Source organism: Xanthomonas rydalmerensis (genome assembly GCF_033170385.1).
Classification (GTDB): Bacteria; Pseudomonadota; Gammaproteobacteria; order Xanthomonadales; family Xanthomonadaceae; genus Xanthomonas_A; species Xanthomonas_A rydalmerensis.
Genome location: NZ_CP126170.1, coordinates 325,799 through 345,858 on the forward strand (window position 1 = coordinate 325,799; position 20,060 = coordinate 345,858).

At 69.6% G+C, this 20,060-nt stretch carries 19 protein-coding genes; 14 read left to right on the plus strand and 5 right to left on the minus strand.

Translation table 11 applies throughout. From position 1 onward, the window contains the following. Positions 1-268: 268 nt before the first annotated feature. From QN245_RS01380 to QN245_RS01415, 8 genes are all read left to right on the plus strand, one after another. Positions 269-1,099 (plus strand): p-hydroxycinnamoyl CoA hydratase/lyase, encoded by an 831-nt coding sequence (locus QN245_RS01380; RefSeq protein WP_160964570.1) that lies wholly within the window; start codon positions 269-271, stop codon positions 1,097-1,099. An 80-nt stretch (positions 1,100-1,179) separates the two neighbouring features. Next, the gene (locus tag QN245_RS01385; protein WP_317844358.1) at positions 1,180-3,042 is read left to right on the plus strand and encodes a feruloyl-CoA synthase; all 1,863 of its coding nucleotides are present in this window, start codon (positions 1,180-1,182) and stop codon (positions 3,040-3,042) included. Positions 3,043-3,121: 79 nt separating this feature from the next. Continuing rightward, a complete protein-coding gene (locus QN245_RS01390; protein ID WP_317844359.1) occupies positions 3,122-4,528 on the plus strand; it encodes an alginate export family protein in 1,407 nt (468 codons plus the stop codon). Between the two features lie 14 nt (positions 4,529-4,542). Next, a complete protein-coding gene (locus tag QN245_RS01395; protein ID WP_160964566.1) occupies positions 4,543-5,865 on the plus strand; it encodes a spinster family MFS transporter in 1,323 nt (440 codons plus the stop codon). Positions 5,866-6,003: 138 nt separating this feature from the next. Next, positions 6,004-6,477 carry a MarR family winged helix-turn-helix transcriptional regulator gene (locus tag QN245_RS01400; RefSeq protein WP_184450095.1) on the plus strand — a complete coding sequence of 158 codons (474 nt, stop codon included), beginning with the start codon at positions 6,004-6,006 and terminating at the stop codon, positions 6,475-6,477. A gap of 190 nt (positions 6,478-6,667) precedes the next feature. Continuing rightward, entirely contained in the window at positions 6,668-7,681 is a 1,014-nt protein-coding gene (locus QN245_RS01405; RefSeq protein WP_425612896.1) for a SphA family protein, read from the plus strand. Positions 7,682-7,711: 30 nt separating this feature from the next. Then, the gene (locus QN245_RS01410) at positions 7,712-8,479 is read left to right on the plus strand and encodes a coniferyl-alcohol dehydrogenase (RefSeq protein WP_184449874.1); all 768 of its coding nucleotides are present in this window, start codon (positions 7,712-7,714) and stop codon (positions 8,477-8,479) included. 37 nt (positions 8,480-8,516) lie between these two features. After that, complete coding sequence (locus QN245_RS01415; RefSeq protein ID WP_184647461.1) at positions 8,517-9,986, plus strand: benzaldehyde dehydrogenase; 1,470 nt, start codon at positions 8,517-8,519, stop codon at positions 9,984-9,986. Between the two features lie 302 nt (positions 9,987-10,288). Here the strand turns inward: QN245_RS01415 and QN245_RS01420 are convergent, their stop codons facing one another. Continuing rightward, positions 10,289-11,188 (minus strand): helix-turn-helix domain-containing protein, encoded by a 900-nt coding sequence (locus tag QN245_RS01420; RefSeq protein ID WP_160964560.1) that lies wholly within the window; start codon positions 11,186-11,188, stop codon positions 10,289-10,291. A gap of 93 nt (positions 11,189-11,281) precedes the next feature. Here QN245_RS01420 and pobA point away from each other — a divergent pair, with 93 nt between their 5' ends. Further along, positions 11,282-12,460 carry a 4-hydroxybenzoate 3-monooxygenase gene (gene pobA, locus QN245_RS01425; protein WP_317844360.1) on the plus strand — a complete coding sequence of 393 codons (1,179 nt, stop codon included), beginning with the start codon at positions 11,282-11,284 and terminating at the stop codon, positions 12,458-12,460. A gap of 158 nt (positions 12,461-12,618) precedes the next feature. Here the strand turns inward: pobA and QN245_RS01430 are convergent, their stop codons facing one another. Next, on the minus strand, positions 12,619-12,879 hold the full coding sequence (locus QN245_RS01430) for a hypothetical protein (RefSeq protein ID WP_317844361.1): 261 nt from the start codon (positions 12,877-12,879) through the stop codon (positions 12,619-12,621). Positions 12,880-12,908: 29 nt separating this feature from the next. On the opposite strand from QN245_RS01430, the gene QN245_RS01435 reads away from it, so the two are divergent. Beyond that, entirely contained in the window at positions 12,909-13,397 is a 489-nt protein-coding gene (locus QN245_RS01435) for a nuclear transport factor 2 family protein (protein WP_317844362.1), read from the plus strand. Between the two features lie 87 nt (positions 13,398-13,484). Here the strand turns inward: QN245_RS01435 and QN245_RS01440 are convergent, their stop codons facing one another. The 3 genes from QN245_RS01440 to QN245_RS01450 are packed head-to-tail and all read right to left on the minus strand — an operon-like array spanning position 13,485 to position 16,373. Next, positions 13,485-14,468, minus strand: coding sequence for a PDR/VanB family oxidoreductase (locus tag QN245_RS01440; protein ID WP_317844363.1), 984 nt, complete (start codon positions 14,466-14,468; stop codon positions 13,485-13,487). 52 nt (positions 14,469-14,520) lie between these two features. Further along, positions 14,521-15,270, minus strand: coding sequence for a GntR family transcriptional regulator (locus QN245_RS01445; RefSeq protein ID WP_317844364.1), 750 nt, complete (start codon positions 15,268-15,270; stop codon positions 14,521-14,523). 26 nt (positions 15,271-15,296) lie between these two features. Then, the gene (locus tag QN245_RS01450; protein WP_184449891.1) at positions 15,297-16,373 is read right to left on the minus strand and encodes an aromatic ring-hydroxylating dioxygenase subunit alpha; all 1,077 of its coding nucleotides are present in this window, start codon (positions 16,371-16,373) and stop codon (positions 15,297-15,299) included. A gap of 326 nt (positions 16,374-16,699) precedes the next feature. Between QN245_RS01450 and QN245_RS01455 the strand changes: the two genes are divergently transcribed. From QN245_RS01455 to pcaH, 4 genes are all read left to right on the plus strand, one after another. Continuing rightward, complete coding sequence (locus QN245_RS01455) at positions 16,700-17,389, plus strand: 3-oxoacid CoA-transferase subunit A (RefSeq protein WP_017908144.1); 690 nt, start codon at positions 16,700-16,702, stop codon at positions 17,387-17,389. Next, a complete protein-coding gene (locus QN245_RS01460; RefSeq protein WP_317844365.1) occupies positions 17,377-18,048 on the plus strand; it encodes a 3-oxoacid CoA-transferase subunit B in 672 nt (223 codons plus the stop codon). The genes QN245_RS01455 and QN245_RS01460 overlap by 13 nt, the downstream gene beginning before the upstream one ends. Next, a complete protein-coding gene (pcaF, locus tag QN245_RS01465) occupies positions 18,045-19,253 on the plus strand; it encodes a 3-oxoadipyl-CoA thiolase (protein WP_184449895.1) in 1,209 nt (402 codons plus the stop codon). The genes QN245_RS01460 and pcaF overlap by 4 nt, the downstream gene beginning before the upstream one ends. Before the next feature lie 85 nt (positions 19,254-19,338). Continuing rightward, complete coding sequence (gene pcaH, locus QN245_RS01470; protein ID WP_184449897.1) at positions 19,339-20,058, plus strand: protocatechuate 3,4-dioxygenase subunit beta; 720 nt, start codon at positions 19,339-19,341, stop codon at positions 20,056-20,058. Positions 20,059-20,060 lie beyond the last annotated feature (2 nt).

Genomic DNA, 20,060 nt, shown 5'->3' on the forward strand with positions numbered 1-20,060 from the left:
AGCCGATGAACGAAGGCTGACCGTGAGGGAGGCGTTTGCCGGGCGTGAAGCCGCGCCGTCGTCGGCCTGAGGGCCAGTCGCGGGCTGGGATGGTCCGCACCCTGCATCGCTTGGCCCTTTGATTGCAGGCATCTCCGGCGTCCCCTGAGGCCCGTGTGTCACGGCGGCCGGGCATGCTGCACTGCAGCTTGCGCCGAAATAATGATGATCTATAACTATTATCAGTCCTAAGTGATCTTTCCTCCCCTCCCCCCATGCAGGCCTATCCATGAGCAGCTACCAAGACCGCTGGCAGACCGTCCAGGTCGAGATCGACGCAGGCATCGCCTGGGTCACCCTGAACCGGCCGGACAAGCGCAACGCGATGAGTCCCACCCTCAATCGCGAAATGATCGACGTGCTGGAGACGCTGGAACTGGACAGCAGCGCCGAGGTGCTGGTGCTGACCGGCGCCGGCGAATCCTGGTCGGCCGGCATGGATCTGAAGGAATACTTCCGCGAGACCGACGGCAGGGAAGAGATCGTGCAGGAGCGCATGCGCCGCGACTGCTCGCAGTGGCAGTGGCGCCTGCTGCGCTTCTACAGCAAGCCGACCATCGCCGCGGTCAACGGCTGGTGCTTCGGCGGTGCGTTCTCGCCGCTGGTGGCCTGCGACCTGGCCATCGCCGCCGACGAGGCGGTGTTCGGGCTGTCGGAGATCAACTGGGGCATTCCCCCGGGCAACCTGGTCAGCAAGGCGGTCGCCGACACCATGGGCCACCGCAACGCCATGCTCTACATCATGACCGGGCGTACCTTCACCGGCACCGAGGCGGCGCAGATGGGCCTGGTCAATGCCAGCGTGCCGCGTGCGCAGCTGCGTGACGAGGTGACCAAACTGGCGCAGGAACTGCAGCAGAAGAATCCGGTGGTGCTGCGCTTCGCCAAGCACGGCTTCAAGCGCTGCCGCGAGCTGACCTGGGAGCAGAACGAGGACTACCTGTACGCCAAGGTCGACCAGTCCAATCACCGCGATCCCGAGAAGGGCCGGCAACAGGGCCTGAAGCAATTCCTGGACGACAAAACCATCAAGCCCGGTCTGCAGACCTACAAGCGCTGACCCGTCGCGTCGCCTGCGGCCCGCGGGGCCGCGGCGGCGTTGCCGCACGCCGTACCGTCTCTTTCCTCCGGATGGTTCCGATGAATGCCGCTGAGTCCGTTGCCACCGCCGTGCGCTACCGTCCTGTCGGACTGAGCCACGCCGATACCGAGGTCCACCGCGATGCCGACGGTGTGCTGCGCCTGCGCGCGCGCGAACCGCTGGCGCCGCTGCCCAGGCACCTGCTGCAGCGCCTGCAGCATTGGGCGCTGCACACCCCCGATGCGACCTTCGTGGCGCAGCGCGACGAAGACGGGCAGTGGCGGCGCCTGAGCTACGCGCAGATGCTCGAGCGCACCCGCCGCATCGCCGCCCATCTGCTGGACATGGGGCTGTCGGCGCATCGGCCGCTGGCGATCCTGTCCGGCAACGACCTGGAGCACCTGCAACTGGCATTCGCGGCGATGTACGCCGGCATCCCGTACTGCCCGGTGTCGCCGGGTTATGCGCTGTTGTCGCGCGATTACGCCAAGTTGCGGCACGTGGCCGAGGTGCTGCGCCCGGGCCTGCTGTTCGCCAGCGACGGCGAGGCGTTCGCCACCGCCATCGCCGCGGTGTTTCCCACGGATGTGCCGGCCGTGTGCGTGCGCGGTGCGGTGCGCGACCGCGCCAGTCTGCGCTTCGACGACCTGCTGGCGCCGCGTGCGCTGGATGCCGCCGATGCGGCCTTCGCCGCCTGCGGCCCGGACAGCATCGCCAAGTTCCTGTTCACCTCCGGCTCCACCCTGCTGCCCAAGGCGGTGATCACCACCCAGCGCATGCTGTGCGCCAACCAGCAGATGCTGTTGCAGACCTTCCCGGTGCTCGGCGAGACGCCGGTGCTGGTCGACTGGTTGCCGTGGAACCACACCTTCGGCGGCAGCCACAACATCGGCATCGCCCTGTACAACGGCGGCAGCTTCTACCTCGACGACGGCAAGCCGACCCCGGCGCTGTTCGAGCAGACCCTGCGCAATCTGCGCGAGATCGCGCCCACCGTATACCTGAGTGTGCCGCGCGGTTGGGAGCAGCTGGCGCAGGCGCTGGAACAGGACGCGGCGCTGCGCGAGACCTTCCTGTCGCGCATGCGCATGTTCTTCTTCGCCGCCGCGGCGCTGTCGCAGGAAGTCTGGGATCGCCTGGAACGCATCGCCGAGGCGCACTGCGGCGAGCGCATCCGCATGCTCGCCGGCCTGGGCATGACCGAGTGCGCGCCGTCGTGCACCTTCACCCACGGCACCAGCAACACGCCCGGCGACGTCGGCGTGCCGGCGCCGGGCTGCGAGGTCAAGCTGGTGCCGGTCGGCGACAAGCTGGAAGCGCGCTTCCGCGGGCCGCACGTGATGCCGGGCTACTGGAACGCGCCGCAGCAGACTGCCGAGGCCTTCGACGAAGAAGGGTTCTATCGCTCCGGCGACGCGCTCAAGCCGATCGATCCGCAGTACCCCGAGCGCGGCCTGCTGTTCGACGGACGCCTGGCCGAGGACTTCAAGCTGTCCTCCGGCGTGTTCGTCAGCGTCGGCCCGCTGCGCACGCGGGTGCTGATGGAAGGCGCCGCCTACGTGCAGGACGTGGTGGTCACCGGCGCCGACCGCGACGCCATCGGCCTGCTGCTGTTCCCGCGGCTGGATGCGTTGCAGGCGCTGTCGGGGCTGCCCGCGCAGGCCGACGCGGCGCAGGTGCTGCACGCGCCGCCGGTGCGCGCCTGGCTGCAGCGGCTGCTGGACACGCTCAACCGCAGCGCCACCGGCAGCGCCAGCCATGTCGCGCGTGCGGCGTGGCTGGAGCAGCCGCCGAATCTGGAAGCGGGCGAAATCACCGACAAAGGTTCGATCAACCAGCGCAACGTGCTGCGCGCACGCGCAGCGTTGGTCGAACAGCTCTACGCCGGGACCGCGCCGGGCGCTGTCGCGGCGCCGTCATGACCGGGCCACCCCGGCGCGGCACCGCATAGGCGGATCGCGCTTCTTCGCACCACTGGCTTCGAGACTTGGGAGGGAATCGATGACTGTGCCTCTTGCGCGCACCCGGCGTGCGCCCCGTAGCGTGTGCCTGGCAATTCTGTGCAGCGTCGGCTGCGGCCAGGCCAATGCCGAACCCGACGGCCCGCAGGGCAAGCTGCTGGCCGATCAGGAAGACTATTCGGCGCTGGCGGCGCGTCCGCGCCAGGGCTGGGAGAAGTGGAAGTACATCCCGCTCGGCGATGGCTGGCTCAGCCTCGGCGGCGAGAGCCGCACGCTGTATGACTACCGCGAGCACGCCGGCTTTGGCCGCTTCGCCACCGATCCGCACGGCTACGCGCAGCAGCGCCTGCGGCTGTGGGCGGACTACCGGCCCTCGGCGTATGTGCGCCTGTTCGGCGAGCTCGCCGACAGCCGGGTCGCCGGCCTGCAGACGCGGCCGGTGCAGGCCACCGACCGCAACCCGCTGGATCTGGCGCAGGGCTTCGTCGAGCTGTCCGACGGGCAGGCGCAACCGGCCTGGCGCCTGCGCGCCGGCCGCCAGCAGATCGCCTATGCCTGGCAGCGCCTGCTCGACCCGCGCGATCCGGCCAATTCGCGCATGCCGTTCGATGCGGTGCGCCTGCTGACCCGACAGCCGCGCTGGAGTGGCGGCCTGCTGTGGGGGCGCCCGGTGCTGACCCGCACCGGCAGTTTCGACGACCGCAGCAACCGCGACCAGCGCCTGTGGGGCGCGCACGCCGAAGTGCCGCTGTCGCCCGGCCAGCCGAAGGCGGCATTGCTGGAGACGCTGTACCTGGACACCGTGCAGGACGGGCGCCGCTATGGCGGCGTGGTCGGCGAGGAGCATCGGCACACCTTGTCCACGCGCCTGAGCGGCGCCGTGCAGGGCTGGGACTACGACCTGGAACTGATCGGCCAGCGTGGCCATTTCGCCGGCCAGCGCGTGCGCGCCTGGCAAGGCACGCTGTTCGGCGGCTACACCTTCGCCGCGACGGCATGGACGCCGCGCCTGGGCTGGCGCATGGAGGCGTCCTCCGGCGACCGCGATCCGCGCGATGGCGAACTCAATACCTTCAACGGCCTGTACGCGCGCGCCTCGGTGTTCGACGGCAGCATGATCAGCAGCAACGTGCGTTCGTTCGGCCCGGAACTGGTGCTGCGCCCCAGCGAACGGCTGTGGATCGACATGTACGTGCTGAAGCTGCAACGGCAGAGCCTGCACGACGGCGTGTACGCGGCCGGCTGGCGGGTGCTGCAGCCGGGCGACGCCAACGCCGAACGCGACATCGGCACGCGCTCGGTGCTGTGGGTGAAGTACCGCTTCAACGCCTTCGCCAGCCTGGACGTGTACGCCCACTACACCCAGGCCGGGCCGTTCCTGCGCGAGGGACCGGTGCGCGGCCGCGACTATTTCTACATCGCCCCCTTCCTGACCCTGCGCTTCTGAGCCGGAGCCTTTCCATGCGCGATCCGCTGCCATCGTCTGCGCCGTACCGCCCGCTGTATGCGTGGTACGTCACCCTCGTGCTGTTGCTGGCCTACACGCTGTCCTTCGTCGACCGGCAGATCCTGGGTCTGCTGGTGCAGCCGATCAAGCGCGACCTGCAGTTGTCCGACTCGGCCTTCAGCCTGGTCCACGGCTTCGCCTTCGCGGTGTTCTACACACTGATCGGGGTGATGCTGGGTCGCGTCGCCGACCGCCGCAACCGCCGCAACCTGATCGTGCTCGGCGTGGTGGTATGGATCGCGGCGACCGCCGCCGGTGCCTACGTCACCAGCTTCTTCACCCTGTTCCTGGCGCGGGTGTTCGTCGGTGTCGGCGAGGCCTCGCTGTCGCCGGCGGCGTACTCGATGCTGGCCGACTATTTCCCGCCGGAAAAGCGTGCGCGGGCGATGAGCGTGTACACCTCCGGCGTCTACATCGGCTCGGCGGCCGCGTTCATCGTCGGCGGCCTGGTGATCGCGGCCACCAGCAAGGAGAGCATGGTGGTGCTGCCGCTGCTGGGCAGCTTCAGGCCCTGGCAGGCGGCCTTCATTCTGGTCGCGCTGCCCGGGCTGGCGGTGATCGCGCTGATGGCCACGGTGCGCGAGCCGGCGCGGCGCGAACAGGCCGCGGCGGTGCCCAGCGTGCGCCCGGACCTGAGCCACCTGCGCGACAACGCGCGGGTGTACGTGGCGCTGTTCCTGGCCAACGGCGTGATCGCGATGATCACCTTCGGCATCACTGCGTGGCTGCCGGCCACCTTCATCCGCCGCTGGCAGTGGACGCCCGGCGAGATCGGCCCGGCCTACGGCATCATCATCCTCACCTTCGGCATCGCCGGCATGTTGTTCAGCGGCTTCCTCGCCGACCGCCTGGCCGCGCGCGGCAACCGCGATGCGGCGCTGAAGATCTCGCTGGTCGGGGCCGTGCTGCTGGTGATCAGCAGCGCACTGTTCGCGGTCGCGCCGGGACCGTGGCCGGCACTGGCGGCGATCGCGCTGACCACCTTCGTGCTGGGCATGCCGGTGGCGCTGGCGCCGGCGATCCTGCAGGCGGTCACCCCGAACCGGCTGCGCGGCCAGGTCACCTCGATCTACCTGCTGCTGGTCAACCTGATCGGGCTGGGCCTGGGTCCTTTCCTGGTGGCGCTGGGCACCGACCACGTGCTCGCCGACGAGCGTCAGGTCGGCCTGTCGCTGGGCGTGGTGTGCATGGGCGCGGCGCTGCTCGGCGCGCTGTGCCTGTGGACGGCGGCCGCGCCGTACCGGGCGCTGCTGCGGCGCGTGGACGCGGCGTTGTGACCATGCGCGGCCATGCCCCTACAATGCAGCTGCGACGGTGTTGCCGGCCGGCGCCGATGGATGCGTGCGCATCCGCCGTGACCTGGTCGCAGGATGCCCCATGCAGGAAGCGCAGTGAGTTCGAAACCGAGTCCCGAGATGTCCAGCAGCGCGTTGCCCGCCGATCCGCATGTGGACAGCGTGGACCAGCGGCGCCTGACCAGCCTGATCGGCTACCGCATCACCCGGACAGAACTGCAGGTGCGGCGCCTGTTCCAGGATTGCGTGCGTGCCTTCGAACTGAAGCCGGTGGAGTATTCGCTGCTGGTGTTGGTGGACGCCAACCCCGGCATCAACCAGCGCCAACTGGGCGAAGTGCTGAGCGTGTCGCCGCCGAACCTGGCGATCGTGGTCGCGCGCCTGGTCAAGCGCAAACTGCTGCGCCAGGTGCGCGGGCGCCAGGACCGGCGCATGCAGCACCTGCATCTGACCGCTCCCGGCATTGCGCTGCTGGCGCAGGCCGAAGCCGAAGTGGTGCGCATGGAGCAGCAGCTCGGCACCGCGCTCGGTGCGACCTCGGCGCGCGCGCTGCTGCAGGCGCTGGACCGGCTGGACGCGCTCGAGCGTCTGTAGCGGTCCCCGGCGGCGCGGCTGGTTCCCGCCGACCGCCCCGCTTTTTCACTGATTCGCGACCCGTCGCCAGCGTCCCGCTGACGGCGCGCGTCGCCGCGTGGCCGCGCCCTGCGCGCGGCGGCGCCCATTCGCGTTCCTGTCTCTGTCCCCCCGCACCCCGCCGTTCCCCTTTCGCTTGGAGTGCCTGCCCGTGAAGCGTGTTCGCCACCGTGTCCCCTCGCCGTCGCGTGCCCGTGCGCGCCTGTCCCTGCTCGCCGTGCTGGCCATCGCCTGGGTCGCCCCGGCGGCCGCGCAATCGGTGCCGCAGAGCGCCACCTTGCCGACCGGCATCAATACCGGCGGCACCAGCTTCTTCGATGGTTTCAGCAAACCCAATCCGGGCTGGACGGCGATCCAGTACCTGCGCCGCTACGACTTCGATGCGATCAAGGACGCGCACGGCGACGACGTGCCGGTGTTCCGCGATCCGCACATCGGCTCCTCGGTGTGGGTGACCCAGGTGGCCTACCTCAGCGACTACAAGCTGTTCGGTGGTTCCCTCGGCATCACCGCGCTGGCTGCGCTCGTCGATCTGGACACCTCGTTCGCGTACGACAGCCCGGTGGCGCTGCGCGACAACGGCGCCGGCCTGGGCGACCTGACCATCGGCCCCTACCTGCAGATGGCGCCGGTGATCCGCGATGGCCGCCCGGTGTTCTCGCAGCGCTTCGAACTGGATGTGCTGGCGCCGATCGGCAAGTTCGACCGCAACCGCGACGTGAACCAGGGCTCAGGCTACTGGTCGGTGCTGCCGAGCTGGGCCTTCAGCATCCTGCCCACGCCGCGCTGGGAGATCAGCGGACGGCTCAACTACCTCTACAACTTCCGCGCCGACAAGGCCTCCAACGTGCCGCAGGGCGACGGCTTCGTGTTCCGCAACGGCCAGGCCGGCGACGCGGCGTGGCTCAACTTCGCCAGCTCGCTGGAAGTGGTCAAGGACCTGCACCTGGGCATCAACGGCTACTACCTCAAGCAGCTGCGCGACAACCGCACCAACGGCCAGCGCGTCGCCGACAGCAAGCAGACCCAGTTCTATCTCGGCCCGGGCCTGTCGTGGCGGATCGACCAGAAGAACATCTTCAACGCCAACTTCTACATGCCGGTGGAGGTCAAGAACGCGCCTTCCGGCCACAACGTCAACCTGCAATACATCCACGTCTTCTGACGACCAACCCCGAAACGGACACGCGCTGCCATGAACCTGCACAACAAGACCCTCCTCGTCACCGGCGTGGCCTCCGGCATCGGCGCCGAGGTCGCGCGCCTGGCGCGCTTCCACGGTGCCACCGTGATCGGCATCGACCGCCAGCCGGTCAACATGACCCTGCACGGCTTCCACCAGGCCGATCTCGGCGACCCGGCCTCGATCGACGCGCTGGTGGCGCAGTTGCCCGAGCGCATCGACGCGCTGGCCAACATCGCCGGCGTGCCCGGCACCGCACCGGTGGACGTGGTGGCGAAGGTCAACTACCTGGGCCTGCGCCACCTCAGCCAGGCGCTGCTGCCGCGCATCGCGCCCGGCGGCAGCATCATCAACATCGCCTCCATCCTCGGCGCCGAGTGGCCGCAGCGGCTGGACCTGCACAAGCAACTGGCCGCCGCCGACAGCTACGCCGCCGGCAGCGACTGGCTGGCGGCGCATCCGGTGCCGCAGGCGACCTGCTACCAGTACTTCAAGGAAGCGCTGATCGTGTGGACGCTGCTGCGCTCGCGCGACTGGTTCGCCGACCATTCGGTGCGCGTCAACAGCGTCGCGCCCGGTCCGGTGTTCACGCCGATCCTGGGCGATTTCGTCACCATGCTCGGGCCAGAGCGGGTCCAGGCCGACGCCGGCAAGATGAAGCGCCCGGCCTATGCCGACGAGGTCGCCGAGGCGGTGGTGTTTCTGGCCTCCGATGCGGCGCGCTGGATCAACGGCGTCAACCTGCCGGTGGACGGCGGCCTGGCCGCCACCGCCCTCTGAACGACTTCTTCTTCCTCTTTCCACGAGAGCACACAGCATGCACAGCACCGAACCCCTGGCCGCCGCCTCCACCTGGAGCGAGCGCATCTTCAACGGCGAGTGGGTCGCCGCCCAGGGCGGCGTCCTCGAGGTGATCGAACCGGGCAGCGGCAAGCCGCTGCACCGCGTCGGCCAGGCCAATGCCGCCGACGTGACCGCGGCGGTGGCGCAGGCACGCGAGGCGCAACGCGCCTGGGCGGCCACGCCGCCGCGCGAGCGCGCGGCCGTGTTCCATCGCGCCGCGCAGGTATTGCAGCAGCATGCGGCGGCGGCCGCGGCGCTGATCGCCCGCGAGACCGGCGGCATCCTGCCCAAGGGCGAGCACGAGGTACGCGAGGCCATCGTGCTGCTGCAGCAGGCCGCGGCGATGCCGCTGCAGGCGCAGGGCCAGGTGCTGCCGAGCGCGCCGGGCCGGCTGAGCCTGGCGCGGCGCCTGCCGCTGGGCGTGGTCGGGGTGATCTCGCCGTTCAATTTCCCGCTGGTGCTGTCGCTGCGCTCGGTGGCGCCGGCGCTGGCGGTGGGCAATGCGGTGGTGCTCAAGCCCGATCCGCGCACGCCGTATGCCGGCGGCTTCGTCATTGCCGAAGTGCTGCAGCAAGCGGGCCTGCCGAAGGGGCTGCTGCATGTGCTGCCGGGCGGCGCCGACGCCGGCCAGGCGCTGGTCGAGGCACCAGGCGTGCCGATGATCGCGTTCACCGGTTCCACCGCCGCCGGCCGCCGCATCGGCGAGCTGGCCGGCAAGCACCTGAAGAAGACCGCGCTGGAACTGGGCGGCAAGAATTCGCTGATCGTGCTCGACGATGCCGACCTGGACAAGGCGGTGTCGGCGATCGCGTTCGGCGCGTACTTCCACCAGGGCCAGATCTGCATGGCCACCGGCCGCGTGCTGGTCCAGCGCAGCATCGCCGCGGAACTGACCCGCCGCCTGGCCGAGAAGGCGCGGCACCTGCCGGTCGGCGACCCGGCTACCGCGCACGTGGCGCTCGGCCCGATCATCGACCAGCGCCAGCTGCAGCACGTCAAGGAGGTGGTCGATGCCTCGGTGGCGGCGGGCGCGGTGATCGAGGCCGGGGGTACCCACGACGGCCTGTTCTATGCCGCCACGGTGCTGTCGAACGTGCAGCCGGGCATGCCGGCGTTCGAGGAGGAAGTGTTCGGCCCGGTCGCCAATGTCATTGCCTTCGACAGCGACGACGAGGCGGTGGCACTGGCCAACCAGACCGAATACGGCCTGTCGGCCGGCATCCTCTCGGCGTCGGTCGGCCGCGCGATGGCGCTGGGCGAGCGCCTGCATACCGGTCTGCTGCACATCAACGACCAGACCGTGGCCGATGAGGTGACCAACCCGTTCGGCGGCACCGGCGCCTCCGGCAACGGCACCAGCATGGGCGGCCCGGCCGACTGGGGCCAGTACACGCACTGGCAGTGGGTGACGATCCAGGACAGTGCGCCGCAGTATCCGTTCTGAGTGTTGATTCGCCGGGCGTCGCATCGGCGCCCGGTGATGCGGTGGCACGTAGTGAGTGCAGGGAGCGGCGTTTGCTCCGTTGTGTGCAGGTCGAGGCGTACGCGGCCTGCGCGGTCGGTGTGGCACCGGCACTGCAGTGTGGGAGGGACTTCAGTCCCGACGCCTCGGCGGCGATTCACCATTGCCGCTGCGTTCGTCGCGGCTGAAGCCGCTCCTACACCGGACGACGCTGAAATATCCTTGTAAATCCTTGTAGGAGCGGCTTCAGCCGCGACCGGGCCGTCCCGACGACCCCCACGCGCTCACCCCTGCGCCCGCTGCCGGAACTGGATCGGCGAACACCCCGCATGCCGGCGAAAGCAGCGGCTGAAATACGCCGCATCCGCATAGCCCAGGACTTCCGCGAGCTGCTGCACGGTCAAGGTGGTGTAGACCAGGCTGCGCCGTGCTTCGAGCATGATCCGCCGCTGCAGCAGTTCCAGCGCCGAGGCGCCGGCCAGGCGCCGGCACAGCGCGTTGAGATGGCTGCGGCTCAGTCCGAGCCGGTCGGCATAGCGGGCCAGCGGCCAGTGTTCACGGTAATGCGCGTCGATCAGCGCGGTGTAGGCGCGCACATGGCGCGCGCCGCGGTCGGCATCGTGCGGATCGGCATGGACATGTGCCAGTGCGCCGCGTGCAGCCCATAGCAAGGCCTGGGTCGCCAGCGCCTGCAGCATCGGCTCGCGGCCGGGGCGGCGTTGCGCGTGTTCGGCGGCGATGGCGGCGAAGCAGGCATCGAGCATCGGTTGTTGGTCGCCCGCGGGCAGGCATAGCGGCCGCGCCAGCGCTTCGTCCAGACTCGGCCACTGCGCCGACAGGCGCTGCCGCAGCGGTGCCGACACGGTCACGATGTGGCCGCGCACGTTGCGCTGGAAGCGGAAGCCGTGCACGCACAGCGGCGGCAACAGCAGCAGACACGGGCCGCGCAGACGCTGCTGCGTTCCGTCCAAGTGCAGGCCGGCGCTGCCGCGCTGCAGATACAGCAGTTGCAGCAGGTCGTCGTGGCGGTGCGGACGGATATGCCAGTCGTGCAGGCGGCTGCGCGCGGCGATGGATTCCCAGTGCAACAGGTCCGGTGTCTCGCGGTCGCCGGTCTCGCCGTACAGGCGGAAGGCCGGGACCGTGACGGGCGACGCGGCAGCGGCGGAAGCAGTGCGGGGCATCGGCGAAAAGTACCGGAATCGGTCGCGATGATCCATGTCCTCGGTGCGCTGCAACCGGAACACTGTGGGTCGGTCCCATCCTCTGGAGGACATATGCGTACCCAGGTCGCCATCGTCGGCGCCGGCCCGGCCGGACTGCTGCTCGGGCAGTTGCTGCACGGCCACGGCATCGACACCGTCATCGTTGAGCGGCAGACGCCCGAGCACGTGCTGTCGCGGATCCGTGCCGGTGTGCTGGAGCAGGGCACCGCCGACTTGTTGTGCGCCGCCGGTGCCGGCGCGCGCATGCAGCGCGAAGGCATCGTCCACCATGGCTTCGAACTGGCGCTGGAGCAGCGCCGCGAACGCATCGAACTGAGTGCGGCAACTGGCGGCCGTGCGGTCACCGTCTACGGCCAGACCGAAGTGACCCGCGACCTGATGGACGCACGCCAAGCGGCCGGCGCCACCACACTCTATTCCGTCGAGGATGTGCAGCTGCACGACATCGACGGGCGGCAGCCTTGGCTGAGCTTCGTACAGGACGGTGTCACGCAGCGCCTGGACTGCGACTACGTGGTCGGCTGCGACGGCTTCCACGGGGTCAGCCGCCGTGCGATCCCGGCCGAGGTGCTGCGCGTCTACGAGCGGGTCTATCCGTTCGGCTGGTTGGGCGTGCTGGCCGACACCCCGCCGGTGGCCGACGAGCTGATCTATGCGCGCAACGCGCGCGGCTTCGCCCTGTGCAGCATGCGTTCGCCCACCCGCACCCGTTACTACGTGCAGGTGCCGGCGGACGAGCGGGTGGAAGACTGGTCGGACGATCGCTTCTGGGACGAACTGCGCAGCCGCCTGCCCGACGACGTGGCGCAGGCGCTGGTCACCGGCCCCTCGCTGGAGAAGAGCATCGCGCCGCTGCGCAGCTATGTCGCCGAACCCATGCAGTACGGCCGCCTGTTCCTGGCCGGCGATGCCGCGCACATCGTGCCGCCGACCGGGGCCAAGGGCCTGAACCTGGCCGCCGGCGACGTCGGCCTGCTCGCGCACCTGTTCGCGCAGGCGCAGCAGGAGCGCAGCGAGACGCCGCTGCAGCGCTATTCGGAGCTGGCGCTGCAGCGTGTGTGGAAGGCCGAGCGCTTCTCCTGGTGGATGACCACGATGCTGCATCGCTTCCCGGACGAGGACGCGTTCAGCCGCCGCCTGCACGACGCAGAACTGGACTACCTGCTCGGCAGCGCTGCCGGCCGCGCCACCATCGCCGAGAATTACGCGGGATTGCCGTTGGCGCTTTAAGAGCGGGGATTGGGGAGTCGGGATTGGGGATTCGTCGAGCCGCGTCCCAGTCAGTCTGCGCATGTCGATCGTGCCCGTCTTCGCTTTCTTCAAATCCCGAATCTCGAATACCCACTCTCGATAGAAACGTTGTCTATCACCGCGATCGATGACGGCGATCAAACGGGCGGATCGACGACGGCGTAGACCGCCAGCACGTTGCTGCGCCATGCACTGCATACGAACATTTGGGTGCGTACTACCGCGCCATTTCTGATGTCGAGGTAACTGTGGCGGTTCTCCCAGACCAGGAAAAAAGCCGCTAAATCCGCGCGTTTTTCGTAATTTCCCGCGTCGCGCAGCCACTGCGCATTGCTACGCTGCAGTCGCGCCGGTGCCAACGTTGCCGCGCATCGCGGCAGCGCAGCGTCATTGCGCATTCCCCTGTTCCCCCATCGGAGAGTCTTCCATGAAGATCCGCTTTCAGGCCTGTCTGCTGGCGCTGCTGCTTGCGCTCCCGGTCGCGTCCGCGTTCGCGCAGACTGCGGTCACCGCCAATCCCAACCACGAACAGTTGCTGCATGGCGAAGACTGGCGCACCACCGTCAACAAGCGCCTGGTCTACGACTTCTGGCGCATCGTGTTCGAAGCCGGGCACACCGAATATGCGCCGATGTACATGGCCAAGGACTACATCCAGCACAATCCGACCGTGGCCAACGGCCGCGATGCGTTCCTGGCGTTCCTGACGTCGTTCGTCAAGCCGACGCCGATCCAGCCGCGGGTGCAGTTGCCGCTGGTGGCGATCCTGGCCGAAGGCGACTACGTGACCCTGGTGTCGGTGCGCACGCTGCCCGATCCCAAGGACGCCAGCAAGACCTACACCACCACCTGGTTCGACATGTTCCGCATCCAGAACGGCAAGATCCAGGAGCACTGGGACGCGGCGACCAAGTGACGCCGCACGGATGATGAAGACCCGCAGGCGCCGCCCACTGCTGTGGACGGCGCCTGCGGTACGTGCGGATGACGCCGCACGTGCGAGTCAGAACGCGTCGGCGCGGTAGCCGGTATCGATGCTGAGGCTGCCGCCGAGCGCGCGCGAGACGCAGGCGCACAGCTTGCGGTTGCTGTGGCGTTGCTCGTCGCTGAGGAACACGTCGCGATGGTCCAGCGGCGCGGCGGCTTCCAACACCTCGACCACGCACAGGCCGCATTCGCCGCGGCGGCAATCGGCCATGACTTCCACGCCGGCCGCGCTCAGCGCATCCAGCAGCGATTCGTTCTCGGCGACCTGCACGGTCTTGCCCAGTGCCGGCACCTGCACCACGAACGGCTGCGCCGGTGCGTTGCCGCTGTTGCCGAACGTCTCGAAATGCAGACGCGCGCGGGCGCGGCCGTCGTCGCGCCAGCGTTGTCGCAGTTCGTCCAGCAGCGGCAGCGGGCCGCAGGCGTAGACGTCGGCGTTGCGTGGCCACTGCGCGATCTGCGCGGCCAGCTCGAGCTGACCCAGATGCTCAGGACAGAACAGCTGCAAGCGCTCGCCGAGCAGGTCCTGCAGGTGCTCCAGGTAGGCCATGCTGGCGCGGCTGCGGCCGGCATAGAGCAGCTGGAACGGGATGCGCCCGCGCGCCAGCCGTTGCGCCATGCCCAGGATCGGGGTGATGCCGATGCCGCCGGCGACCAGCACGATGTGCTCGGCGGTCTCGTCCAGCGCGAAGTGGTTGTTGGGCGAGGAAATGTCCAGTTGGTCGCCAGGCGCCAGCGTCCACATCGCGCGTGAGCCGCCGCGGCTGTCGGGCACGGCGCGCACCGCGATGCGATAGTGACCATCGGCGGCAGGTTCGCCGACCAGCGAGTAGGAGCGCTCGTGCCAGGCCTCGCCGATGCGCACGCGCACGTCGAGGTGGCTGCCGACGCTGAACGGGCGGCTGGCGCGGCCCGGATCGAGCACGATCTCGCGCACGTCCTGGCATGGCGTGGCGACGGCGACGACGCGGGCGGTGGTCCACTGGGTGTCTTTGCGCATGGCGGGGTCCGGCAGGCGTGGAAAGGAGAAGCGGGTACGGCGTGCGCCGCGATCAGGCGGGCGAGCGGCGCCGCAGCAGGCGACTGCCGGGAATCTGTCCCAGCGCGTTCTGGTCGTGCAGGGCGTGGTGGGCGTTGCGCTGCGCCAGCCGCGCGTGTTCGCGCATCAACGCTTCGGCGCGCGCGCCTTCGCGGCGCACGATCGCGTCCAGCACCTGGCGGTGCTGGTCCTGCGCGATCGACAGCACGGTGGCAGCCTGGCCACGCTCGAGCACGAAGCTGCTGGGCGAGGCGAACGGCAGCTGCGCGACCCGCGCGAACTCGCGCGAGAGCAGCGCACTGCCGGCCATCTCGAACAGCAGCGCGTGCAACTGCGCGTTGCAGCCGACATAGCGTGCGAAGTCATCCTCGCTCAGCGGTCGCGTCGTCAGGACGGCGTCGATCTGGGCCAGCAGCGCCTGCGCCTGCGCCAGCAAAGCCGGCTCGGCACCGCGCTCGGCGGCACGGCGCGCGGCCAGACCCTCCAGGGTGCCGCGCAGTTCGATGGCGTCGTCCACATCCGCCTCGTCGAAGGCCTGCACCGCATAGCCGCCGCCACGCAGCGGCTGCACCAGGCCTTCTTCGGCCAGCCGCTGCAGGGCGGCGCGCACCGGCGTACGCGATGCACCGAGGCGTTCCACCAGCGCGACCTCGGACAGGCGCTCGCCGGCGGCAAGCTCGCCGGCCAGGATCAACTCGCGCAGTTCCAGCAGTGCGCGGGTGGTCTGTGCAGCGCTGGAGCGGAACGGATGTGCGGTCGGCATGGCGGGCTCCTGTGTGTGCGGCGGGTTCAGCCGACCATGCGCAGCTGCAGGTCCTGGCTGCGCTGCTCGGCGGCGATCATGCGCTCGATCAGGCGCCGCGCCCACATGCCGCCGGCATCGACGTTGAGGTTGTAGAACACATGGTCCGGATGCGCATCGATGGCGCGCTGCTGCGCTTCTAGGATCAGTTCGTCCTCGCCGAACACGCCGCTGACGCCATCGCGCAGGCGCGTGGTGATCGACTGCTCGTGCAACGAGTGATTGCGCGCGAACGCCCAGAAGTAGTGGCAGGTGCGATCGGTTTCCGGGGTGATGGTGTTGAGCACGTAGCCGTTGACCCCGCGCGAGCGGTCGCCCTGCGGCGCGCCGCTGCCGGCCACCGCCACGCCGACGTCGATGGCGATGGTGCAGGGCGCTTCGAAGCGGATGATCTGCCAGCGGTCGACCTTGCCGCGGTAGCCGTGCGCGTGTTCGATCTGCCAGGCCCAGAACGGCGGCGGGTCGATGTCCAGCATCCAGCGCGAGACCACCGTGCTGCGTTCGCCGTGGACCACGTCGAACGGCGCCTCGGCGACCTCGTCCTGGCCGATGCTGGAGCCGTGCACGAAGGTCTCGTGGGTCAGGTCCATCAGGTTGTCCAGCACCAGCCGGTAGTCGCACTTGACGTGGATGGTGCGGCCGTCGCCGGCCCAGGCCGGGTCGTCGTTCCAGTGCAGGTCCGGCACCAGCGCCGGATCGGCCAACGCCGCGTCGCCGGGCCACACCCAGACGTAGCGGTGCCGCTCCACGGTAGGGAAGCGGCGCACGCAGGCGGAAGGATTGATCGTGTCCTGCGAGGGCATGTGCACGCAGCGCCCGTTCGCGTCGTAGACCAGGCCGTGGTAGCCGCAGACCACATCGTCGCCGCGCAGCCGGCCCATCGACAGCGGCACCAGGCGGTGCCAGCAGGCGTCCTCGAGCGCGGCCACGCGGCCGTTGCTGGTGCGGTACAGCACGATGTCCAGATTGCACACCTTGCGCGGCAGCAGCGCGTGCTTGACCTCGTGATCCCAGGCGATGGCATACCAGGCATTGAGCGGAAATGCCGGAGCGGACGACTGCATGGCGGCGACCTCGATTGTGTATACAACAGGCTGGGGGATGATCCTTGCGTGTTGCGGCGCACAACCGCGTACTGAGGCCATCGCGCCATCGCCGATGCTCGGCGATGGAAGAATGTATACAACAGGGCGGGGCAGGCGCGCCGTTGCCACGTCGTTAAATTGTTCGTTTATCGAACTATGCATCCGATAATCGGATTGACCGCCCGTCAGTGCCGGCCTAACGTGGCGTCCCGGAGCGACCTGGAGGAGGATGTCGTGGCAGACCCCGTAATGCGCCTGCGCCGCCGTGCGCTGCGCCCCCGGCCGGCGACGGCGGAGCGGCGCCGATGATCGACAAGACCCTGGCTTCGTGCGCCGACGCGGTGGCCGACATCCACGATGGCGCCACGGTGATGATCGGCGGCTTCGGCACCGCGGGCATGCCCGATGCACTGATCGATGCGCTGATCGCGCAGGGCGCACGCGAGCTGACCATCGTCAACAACAACGCCGGCAACGGCGAGACCGGGTTGGCCGCGCTGATCAAGCACAAGCGCGTGCGCAAGATCGTGTGCTCGTTCCCGCGACAGAGCGACTCGCAGCACTTCGACGCGGCCTACCGCGCCGGCGAGCTGGAACTGGAACTGGTGCCGCAGGGCAACCTGGCCGCGCGCATCCACGCCGCCGGCAACGGCCTGGGCGCGATCTTCACCCCCACCGGCTACGGCACCGAGCTGGCCGCCGGCAAGGAGACCCGCGAGATCGACGGCCGCCACTACGTGCTGGAGTATCCGATCCGCGCCGATTTCGCGCTGATCAAGGCGCACCACGGCGACCGCTGGGGCAACCTGGTGTACCGCAAGACCGCGCGCAACTTCGGCCCGCTGATGGCGATGGCCGCGACCTGCGCCATCGTGCAGGTGGAGCAGGTGGTGGAACTCGGCGCGCTGGACCCGGAAGCGGTGGTGACCCCGGGCATCTTCGTGCAACGCGTGGTGGCGGTGGCCACCGCACAGGAGGGCGCATGCACGCACTGACCAGCCGCGGCATCGACCGCAACGCCCTGGCCGCGCGCGTGGCGCGCGACATCCCCGAGGGCGCCTACGTCAACCTGGGCATCGGCCTGCCGACCGCGGTGGCCAACTTCCTGCCGGCGGACAAGGAGATCTTCCTGCACAGCGAGAACGGCCTGCTCGGCATGGGCCCGGCGCCGCCGCCGGGGCAGGAGGACCCGGACCTGATCAACGCCGGCAAGCAGCCGGTGACATTGCTGACCGGCGGTTGCTATTTCCACCACGCCGACTCGTTCGCGATGATGCGCAGCGGGCGCCTGGACGTGTGCGTGCTCGGCGCGTTCCAGGTGTCGGTGCATGGCGACCTGGCCAACTGGAGCACCGGTGCGGCCGATGCCATCCCCGCGGTCGGCGGCGCGATGGATCTGGCGATCGGCGCCAAGCAGGTCTACGTGATGATGGAACTGCTGACCAAGCGCGGCGAGCCCAAGCTGGTGAGCGCGTGCAGCTATCCGCTGACCGGGCTGCGCTGCGTGTCGCGGGTGTATACCGACCTGGGCGTGTTCGCGCTCGGGCCGGACGGCGCGCGCGTGCTCGAACTGGTCGAGGGCGTGAGCCTGGACGACCTGCGCCAGGCCACCGGGCTGGCGCTGACCCTGGCCGATTCCACGGAGGCGGCATGAACGAGGCCTACATCATCGACGGCATCCGCACGCCGATCGGCCGCTACGGCGGCGCCCTCGCCGGGGTGCGTGCGGACGATCTCGGTGCGGTGCCGCTGCAAGCGCTGCTGGCGCGGCATCCGCAGCTGGATCCGGCGCAGATCGACGACGTCTACCTGGGTTGCGCCAACCAGGCCGGCGAGGACAACCGCAACGTCGCGCGCATGAGCCTGTTGCTGGCCGGCCTGCCGAGCAGCGTGCCGGGCAGCACGCTCAATCGCCTGTGCGGGTCGGGCCTGGATGCGGTCGGCACGGTGGCGCGCGCGCTGCGCGCCGGCGAGCTCGGCCTGGCCATCGCCGGCGGCGTGGAGTCGATGTCGCGCGCGCCGTGGGTGATGGGCAAGGCGGAGAGCGCCTTCGCCCGCAACCAGCAGCTCGAGGACACCACCATGGGCTGGCGCTTCGTCAATCCGAAGATGCAGCAGCTCTATGGCGTGGACCTGATGGGCGAGACCGCCGAGAACGTGGCCGCGCGCCACGGCATCTCGCGCGAGGACCAGGACGCCTTCGCGCTGCGCAGCCAGCAGCGCACCGCCGCCGCGCAGGCGGCCGGTTTCTTCGACGGCGAGATCACGCCGGTGACCGCGCCGGGCAGGAAGCGCGGCGAGACCATCGCGGTCAGCGTCGACGAGCATCCGCGCGCCGATACCACGCCCGAGGCGCTGGCCAGGCTCAAGCCGATCTTCCGCCAGCCTGGCACGGTCACCGCCGGCAACGCCTCGGGCATCAACGACGGCGCGGCCGCGCTGCTGCTGGCCAGCGCCGCACAGGTGCAGGCGCTGGGCCTGACCCCGCGCGCACGCGTGCTGGGCTTCGCCAGTGCCGGCGTGGAGCCAGCGTACATGGGCATCGGCCCGGTGCCGGCCACGCGCAAGCTGCTGGCGCGGCTGGGGTTGTCCATTGGCGACTTCGACGCGATCGAACTCAACGAAGCCTTCGCCGCGCAGGGCCTGGCGTGCCTGCGCGAACTCGGCGTCGCCGACGATGCCGCCCATGTCAACGCCAACGGCGGCGCGATCGCGCTCGGCCATCCGCTGGGCATGAGCGGCGCGCGCCTCACCCTGACCCTGCTGCGCCAGCTCGAGGCCAGCGGCGGCCGCCGCGGGCTTGCGACCATGTGCGTGGGCGTCGGCCAGGGCGTGGCGCTGGCGATCGAGCGGCTGTAGCCGCTCGCCCATCGACGCTGCGCCCCGCACGCCGGCATCATTCTTCCAGCCAACCGGCTCCGCACGGAGCCAGCGAGACCGCACGATGCACGACGACACCCCCATCGATCCCCTGCTCGGCTATCGCCGCCCGTACCCGGGCACGCAACCGGCCTATCTGCATCCGCCCTACGCCTCCACCGGCGCGCGCGGCCCGATCCGCGATCCGATCGCGATTCCGCTGACCCTGTCCGAGGCCACCGGCCCGACCCTGGACCGCACCACCCTGGGCGACCATGCGGCCGATCTCACCGCCGGCTTCCCCGGCGCGCCGTTGGGCGAGCGCATCATCGTCAGCGGGCGCCTGCTCGACGAGAACGGCAAGCCGGTGCGCAACAGCGTGGTCGAGGTGTGGCAGTGCAACGCCGCCGGCCGCTACCTGCATGCCGGCGACCAGCACGACGCGCCGCTGGATCCCAACTTCACCGGCACCGGCCAGGTGCTGACCGACGACCACGGCCGCTACCGCTTCACCACCATCAAGCCGGGCGCGTATCCGTGGCGCAACCACTACAACGCCTGGCGCCCGGCGCACATCCACTTCTCGCTGCACGGCGACGGCATCGGCCAGCGCCTGGTCACGCAGATGTATTTCCCCGGCGATCCGTTGCTGGCGTTCGACCCGATCTTCAACTGCGTGGAGGATCCCAAGGCACGCGAGCGCATGGTCTCCGCGTTCGACTGGGAGAACACCGCCAACGAGTTCGCGCTGGGCTACCGGTTCGACATCGTCCTGCGCGGACGCAAGCAGACCCCTTGGGAGTGAGG

Coding starts and splice junctions, on each gene's coding strand:
- QN245_RS01380 (WP_160964570.1), top strand. CDS start 269: ATGAGCAGCTACCAAGACCGCTGGCAGACCGTCCAGGTCGAGATCGAC.
- QN245_RS01385 (WP_317844358.1), top strand. CDS start 1,180: ATGAATGCCGCTGAGTCCGTTGCCACCGCCGTGCGCTACCGTCCTGTC.
- QN245_RS01390 (WP_317844359.1), top strand. CDS start 3,122: ATGACTGTGCCTCTTGCGCGCACCCGGCGTGCGCCCCGTAGCGTGTGC.
- QN245_RS01395 (WP_160964566.1), top strand. CDS start 4,543: ATGCGCGATCCGCTGCCATCGTCTGCGCCGTACCGCCCGCTGTATGCG.
- QN245_RS01400 (WP_184450095.1), top strand. CDS start 6,004: ATGTCCAGCAGCGCGTTGCCCGCCGATCCGCATGTGGACAGCGTGGAC.
- QN245_RS01410 (WP_184449874.1), top strand. CDS start 7,712: ATGAACCTGCACAACAAGACCCTCCTCGTCACCGGCGTGGCCTCCGGC.
- QN245_RS01415 (WP_184647461.1), top strand. CDS start 8,517: ATGCACAGCACCGAACCCCTGGCCGCCGCCTCCACCTGGAGCGAGCGC.
- QN245_RS01420 (WP_160964560.1), bottom strand. CDS start 11,188: ATGCCCCGCACTGCTTCCGCCGCTGCCGCGTCGCCCGTCACGGTCCCG.
- pobA (WP_317844360.1), top strand. CDS start 11,282: ATGCGTACCCAGGTCGCCATCGTCGGCGCCGGCCCGGCCGGACTGCTG.
- QN245_RS01430 (WP_317844361.1), bottom strand. CDS start 12,879: ATGCGCAATGACGCTGCGCTGCCGCGATGCGCGGCAACGTTGGCACCG.
- QN245_RS01435 (WP_317844362.1), top strand. CDS start 12,909: ATGAAGATCCGCTTTCAGGCCTGTCTGCTGGCGCTGCTGCTTGCGCTC.
- QN245_RS01440 (WP_317844363.1), bottom strand. CDS start 14,468: ATGCGCAAAGACACCCAGTGGACCACCGCCCGCGTCGTCGCCGTCGCC.
- QN245_RS01445 (WP_317844364.1), bottom strand. CDS start 15,270: ATGCCGACCGCACATCCGTTCCGCTCCAGCGCTGCACAGACCACCCGC.
- QN245_RS01450 (WP_184449891.1), bottom strand. CDS start 16,373: ATGCAGTCGTCCGCTCCGGCATTTCCGCTCAATGCCTGGTATGCCATC.
- QN245_RS01455 (WP_017908144.1), top strand. CDS start 16,700: ATGATCGACAAGACCCTGGCTTCGTGCGCCGACGCGGTGGCCGACATC.
- QN245_RS01460 (WP_317844365.1), top strand. CDS start 17,377: ATGCACGCACTGACCAGCCGCGGCATCGACCGCAACGCCCTGGCCGCG.
- pcaF (WP_184449895.1), top strand. CDS start 18,045: ATGAACGAGGCCTACATCATCGACGGCATCCGCACGCCGATCGGCCGC.
- pcaH (WP_184449897.1), top strand. CDS start 19,339: ATGCACGACGACACCCCCATCGATCCCCTGCTCGGCTATCGCCGCCCG.